Annotated in this window: 9 protein-coding genes; 6 read left to right on the top strand and 3 right to left on the bottom strand. The window is 58.2% G+C overall.

Annotation, left to right across the window (positions count from 1 at the left end):
• Positions 1-211: hypothetical protein (locus tag NW838_RS08115; RefSeq protein ID WP_414427830.1), on the top strand; the 211-nt coding region annotated here is incomplete at its 5' end.
• A gap of 272 nt (positions 212-483) precedes the next feature.
• Here NW838_RS08115 and rimI read toward each other — a convergent pair.
• Genes rimI through NW838_RS08100 form a run of 3 tightly spaced genes read right to left on the bottom strand, consistent with a single transcriptional unit; the run spans position 484 to position 2,612 of the window.
• Positions 484-1,017, bottom strand: coding sequence for a ribosomal protein S18-alanine N-acetyltransferase (gene rimI / locus NW838_RS08110; RefSeq protein WP_414355810.1), 534 nt, complete (start codon positions 1,015-1,017; stop codon positions 484-486).
• 6 nt (positions 1,018-1,023) lie between these two features.
• Entirely contained in the window at positions 1,024-1,473 is a 450-nt protein-coding gene (locus tag NW838_RS08105; RefSeq protein ID WP_414355811.1) for a hypothetical protein, read from the bottom strand.
• Positions 1,470-2,612 (bottom strand): 5-(carboxyamino)imidazole ribonucleotide synthase, encoded by a 1,143-nt coding sequence (locus tag NW838_RS08100; RefSeq protein WP_414355812.1) that lies wholly within the window; start codon positions 2,610-2,612, stop codon positions 1,470-1,472. Before NW838_RS08100 ends, NW838_RS08105 begins: the two co-directional genes overlap by 4 nt.
• 142 nt (positions 2,613-2,754) lie before the next feature.
• On the opposite strand from NW838_RS08100, the gene NW838_RS08095 reads away from it, so the two are divergent.
• The 5 genes from NW838_RS08095 to secE all read left to right on the top strand — a co-directional run bounded on the left by NW838_RS08095 (position 2,755) and on the right by secE (position 5,031).
• On the top strand, positions 2,755-2,949 hold the full coding sequence (locus NW838_RS08095) for a hypothetical protein (RefSeq protein WP_414355813.1): 195 nt from the start codon (positions 2,755-2,757) through the stop codon (positions 2,947-2,949).
• 150 nt (positions 2,950-3,099) lie between these two features.
• A complete protein-coding gene (locus NW838_RS08090) occupies positions 3,100-3,498 on the top strand; it encodes a hypothetical protein (RefSeq protein WP_414355814.1) in 399 nt (132 codons plus the stop codon).
• A 5-nt stretch (positions 3,499-3,503) separates the two neighbouring features.
• On the top strand, positions 3,504-4,259 hold the full coding sequence (trmD, locus tag NW838_RS08085; RefSeq protein ID WP_414342776.1) for a tRNA (guanosine(37)-N1)-methyltransferase TrmD: 756 nt from the start codon (positions 3,504-3,506) through the stop codon (positions 4,257-4,259).
• A 3-nt stretch (positions 4,260-4,262) separates the two neighbouring features.
• Positions 4,263-4,640 (top strand): hypothetical protein, encoded by a 378-nt coding sequence (locus NW838_RS08080; RefSeq protein ID WP_414355815.1) that lies wholly within the window; start codon positions 4,263-4,265, stop codon positions 4,638-4,640.
• Between the two features lie 118 nt (positions 4,641-4,758).
• Complete coding sequence (gene secE, locus NW838_RS08075; RefSeq protein ID WP_414355816.1) at positions 4,759-5,031, top strand: preprotein translocase subunit SecE; 273 nt, start codon at positions 4,759-4,761, stop codon at positions 5,029-5,031.
• Positions 5,032-5,151 lie beyond the last annotated feature (120 nt).

Here is a 5,151-nt window from a genome sequence, read left to right as displayed (position 1 = left end):
TTTTCAGGCAAGTTGGCCAAAGGGGGAATATGATATGAAAATATATATTGAGGCAGAAATGTCGGATCTCGAAATAAAACTTCACATTCTATTAACCCAAGGGCTCCAGCCATCAGTCAAAGCTCCGATGGGCCATCGAACGGCAAGGATCGAATTCAAGTTGTTGATACCGCAGATTATAGCTTTTCCCCACCGAGCAGGAGCTTTGTAGATTAAGTCAGGATCTCTGTTGTGCGATGGATGCGGCTGCATTGGCTAGAGTCAGTGTTGCTGGGAGGAACTGTAGCGGGCAGTTTGCATCCACAGAATGAGAGCATTTTGATGACCTATATAAAGAATCAAACGGGCAATCGACACTCGGTCAATGGGTTGGATCCCCTGTAGCCTTGATATGCTTAGCCTATTGGCTTGCTCACTGTCTGGCCTAAGGTGTATCCCGAAAAACGTTCACAGCCCTTCAATTTATATACAATTGACGCTTTTCTAAATCGGTTTCTTCCAATACACCAGCGCATCTTCTCCGTTGTAATACCCCTTGCGACGTCCCAGCCGTTGAAACCCTGCCGATTCGTACAGGCGGATTGCCGCTTGATTGGAAGCCTTCACTTCCAGAGTAGCCCAGCGGCAGCCTGCTGCTCTCGCTTGGTTCAGCAGTTCTTCCAGAATCCGCCGGCCCAAGCCCTGTTGCCGGTGCTCGGGATCCACCGCCAGAGAGATGATATGTGCTTCTTCTTCAATACGCCAGAGAATGCCGAAGCCCACCAGCTCTTTTGTCACCTGCGTCGGCGAGGTGGGGCCTGGAGAGGGAAGGGGGAACTCCGTTTGGCCCAAGCCACACGGGGCGCCAACGGCAACGGGTTCCGCCACTACACCAATCACCGTGCTTGTGGGTCGTTCCAGCTCCGCTCGATACCCCTGTTCTCCCCAGTATCCTCCGTAACACCGTCGATCCAGCTCCAGCAGTTGGGGCAGGGCGGTGATGTCCAGCACCTGCAGCCGATAACTCGTACTGCTCATAGTGGCCTAGTCCCGCAATTCGCAGAATTCCGCCAACAACAACTGCCCCAAGGGATCGTCATCGGGAGCCGCATAGGGCAAGGCTCTGCGGCTGATGCTCAAGATTTTGCCCCCCGATTGGGGATGGCACTCCGCACCGCTTTCGCGAACAGGCTTGAATTCGTAGTCGATCCCTTCGGTGAAGCCGGCTTCCTGTAGGTAGTCTTGGGCGGCTTTGAGGATCCCTTCTCGCAGTTGCGCTTTGACCGCAGGAGCCATGAGGTGGCGAACAAACCACTGGGCGCTGGCGGGATCCACCTCGGCCAGGTATTGGAGGGCAGGGGTCAACACAGCAGGGCGCTCTTGAGGGGACAAGCCGTTCACCTGCTGAGCTACCGCGGGCACATCCCGCCGTTGCATCGCCTGGATCAGGGCTTGTGTGGCTGGAGAAAATGAGGGATCCTGCGCTTGGCTCATGGCTGGGGGTACCAGAGGGATTCGAGGGTGCGAACAATGGTCTCTGCTTGCTGTAGGGAAGAAGCGGTCGGCAGACAGACGGTCACATGGCCCAGTTTCCGCCCTGGGCGGGCAGGGGTTTTGTGGTACCAATGCACCGCTGCCTGAGGGATCCCCGCTAAGCACTGCCGCTTTTCTGGGTAATCGCCGGTGGCATGCTCATAGCCCAAGAGGTTCACCATCACTGCCCCCGCACACTTGAGGGAGGGATCCCCCAAAGGCAGGCCGAGGATGGCCCGCAGGTGTTGCTCGAATTGTGAGGTGTGGCAGGCTTCCAGGGTGTAGTGGCCGGAATTGTGTACCCGCGGCGAGATTTCGTTGATCCAGATCCCGGCCTTGGGATGGGGGGGCGGCACCCAAAACAGCTCGATGCCGAACACGCCAACTGCACCCAGTTTTTCCATCAGATCGGCTGCTAAGCGCCGGATCTCGGCCTCGGTGGTTGGGGGGATGCGGGCAGGCACCAGGACATGGCGGCAGACTTGCTCGATCTGCACAGTTTCCACCACCGGGTAAACCCGGATCTCTCCCTTCAGCCCCCGCGCCACCATCACCGCCAACTCCCGCTCAAACGGGATCCATTCCTCCAGCAATAGCGGGATCCCCTTGGATTGGCCAATGGCCTGCTGCAAAGCCACTCGGTCGCGCAAGATGCAGGTGCCCTGCCCATCGTAGCCCTGTCGCCGTCGCTTGAGCACCACCGGAAAGCCCAACCCGGCCAGGTCTGCCGAATCCAACACCGCCTCCAGCGGAAAAAAAGTCGGCACCGGCAACCCCAACCGCGCCAGGAACTGCCGTTGGTGCAACTTGTCCAGCAGCGGCTCTAGCGTGCTGAGGCTGGGACGAAAGCGGGATCCCTCCGGATCCAGTTTTTTCAGCTCCGGCAGAGGGATAAACTCGTTTTCAAAAGTAACCACCGGGCAGCGCTCCAACAACTGGGCCGTGGCCTGGCTGTCGGCTGTGGATCCCCAAACCACCCCATCGGCCACTGCCACCGCCGGATCGGTGGGAGCAGCAGCCTGCACCACCAGCGGGATCCCCATCTGGCGAGCTGCCAAGGCCAACATCTGCGCCAACTGCCCGCCGCCAATCACCCCCACAGGTTGGGATCTCTGGTCTTTTGAGGATACCTGGGTTTCCACAGCCGTACCGTTATACTGGGTGGTGGGCCGCTGTCCATTGCTTCTTGGATCCAGAACCCCATTATGGGACCCCTTGCCCTCCAGCGCTAGGAGAAAAACGGTGGAACCCTCTCAACCCTCTGAGCTGAGAGCTCTAATCAACCGGGTTTTGGCGGACAAAGTCTTGACTCGCGCCGAGCAACAGCAGATTCTCAGTGCCGTCATGGCCGATCAAGAAATTTCCCCAGAAGAGCACGAACTGCTGGAATCGATTGTGGAGCGCCTAAACAGTGGCGAGATCCGCGCCGTCGATTAAACCCTGTCTTCAGGTTGAGATTGCCCTCAAGACTTTGGAGAACTAGACTCCAGTCTGTCCTCGAACGCCGGGTATTCTGCTTGTATCCTTGGGCTCATCCCGTCGGGTGGATCGCCTAGAATAATCCACAACCCACCTCTTTCTGCTGCCATGAGTTCTCGCTCTTCAGATTGGTTCACGCGGGCTCGCCACATTTTTTACGGCACAGCCACTGCTCTGGTGGAAATCCTGCAAGACCCGGAAAAGCGCACCGAAAACCTCAACCGCCTTTCGATGGACTTGGGACAACTGGCGGCGGAGCTGGAGCAAAAGGGAGAGTTGATCGAGCAGGAGGCAGTTCGTTACGTTGAGAGTCTCAGGGATCCAGCCGCCAACGCCCCCTCGGCAAGTCCTGACTCTGAAGCGCCTGTCGAGAATGCTCCCCCGACACCAGCTTCCTCCCCCAACAAGCCGGCTATCTCCAGAGAAGAGATGGCTGAGTTGATGGAGCTGATCCATCAGATTGAGTCCTTGCGCCTGGATTTGGAGCGGTTGCGCACCTCGTCCTGAGTCCTGTGCGGTTCGATATCCTTACCCTTTTCCCCGAATTTTTTGAAACGCCGCTGCGCATTGGGCTGGTGGGCAAAGCCCTACAGCAGGGGATCGCCGAAGTCCACTGCACCAATCCACGCGACTTCGCCACCGACAAGCACCGCCGTGTCGATGATGAGCCCTACGGGGGTGGGGTGGGCATGGTGCTTAAGCCGGAGCCCTTCTTTGCTGCCGTTGCCTCCCTGCCCCGGCTGGATCCCTGTGAGATCATTCTGCTGACGCCCCAGGGGCAACCGCTAAACCAGGCGCTGCTGCAGGAGCTGGCCCAGAAGGCGCAGCTGATCCTGCTGTGTGGCCAGTACGAAGGCTTTGACGAACGCATCCGCCAATACCTGGCCACCCGCGAGGTGTCGCTGGGGGATTTTGTCCTGACCGGGGGGGAAATTCCGGCGCTGGCCCTGATCAACGGCGTGGTGCGGCTCTTGCCGGGCACTGTGGGCAAGGTAGACTCGTTAAAGAGGGAAAGCTTCGAGGCGGGGCTGCTGGACTATCCTCAGTACACCCGCCCGCCAGAGTTTCAGGGGTACAAGGTGCCGCCGGTACTCCTCTCAGGCGACCATCAAGCCATTGCCCGTTGGCGTCTGCAGCAGCAGCTGGTTCGAACCTGGCAAAGGCGGCCAGACCTGTTGGCCAAGCGCCCCTTGACCGCCGAAGAGCAGCAGTTGTTGGTAGAGGGGCTGGCGGAGCAGCACCCTCGTGTAAACGAAGCGGAGAAATAAATCATGCTCGGCAAGCTTCTCAACCGTCTCCTGAATCCATCGCCCGTCTGCTGGCGTGGGATCCCCTCGCCCCCAGTGCTGCTTCTGGTGGGGATGGCTTTGAGCTCGGTTCTGAGCGGCTCTGGGGTGGCCCTGGCTCAAAGTGGAAGTGTCAACGATGCCATTCGCCGCGACAGCAATCCCTCTCTGTTCGATGGCACCAGCATTAACGTCAACGATCTCTTCCGGGCTGCCGACTTCCTCTCTCGCCAAAGTGCCGCTTCCCGTTGGGACGGGAAGGCCAGCGTCGATGCTGCTGTGGAGCAATTCAACCAATCCCGCCGCCGCTCCCTGCTGCTTTCTCCCGCTTCCTTGACACCTGAGCCCACCCCTACCCCCTAAGTTGGATCCTATTCCCAACAAGTTCCCAACAAATCTGTTAGGATCGCAAAGCTGATCTTGTGCCCGCCGAAATGCGGCACTTTGTTTTCGGGATCCGTTAGGCTAGGAGAACACCGCCGTGGTTAAGAGCACCCCTTCCAGCAAAACCGATACGGAGCAGCGTTTGGATCCCGCCAGCCGGGGCCACTCCAAAGACAGTTCCACCGAACTCAAAGGGATCCCGGGCTTCATTCACGAGACCCGTGTGGAATTGGGCAAGATCGTTTGGCCGAGCCGCCGGCAATTGATCGGTGAGTCCGTAGGAGTCTTGCTGATTGTGTTGGCATTTGCTTCCTTCATCTACCTGGTCGATCAACTGTTTGCTTGGGTGGCCACCCAACTGTTCTCGTGATGTTCAGTCCTAGAGGGCTTCTGTCTTGGGGGATAAGAGAGTCGTGCTTGAGGATGGGTAAAGGGGCGGTCTGTTATACACATATGACGCTGCCGACGATTATAGAGGTGTTTATCTCGG

This window comes from Synechococcus sp. R55.2 (assembly GCF_047462075.1).
In the GTDB taxonomy this organism is placed as follows: domain Bacteria; phylum Cyanobacteriota; class Cyanobacteriia; order Thermostichales; family Thermostichaceae; genus Thermostichus.
Note: the sequence above shows the minus strand (reverse complement) of the source record. Positions and strands in the feature narration are given on the sequence as shown.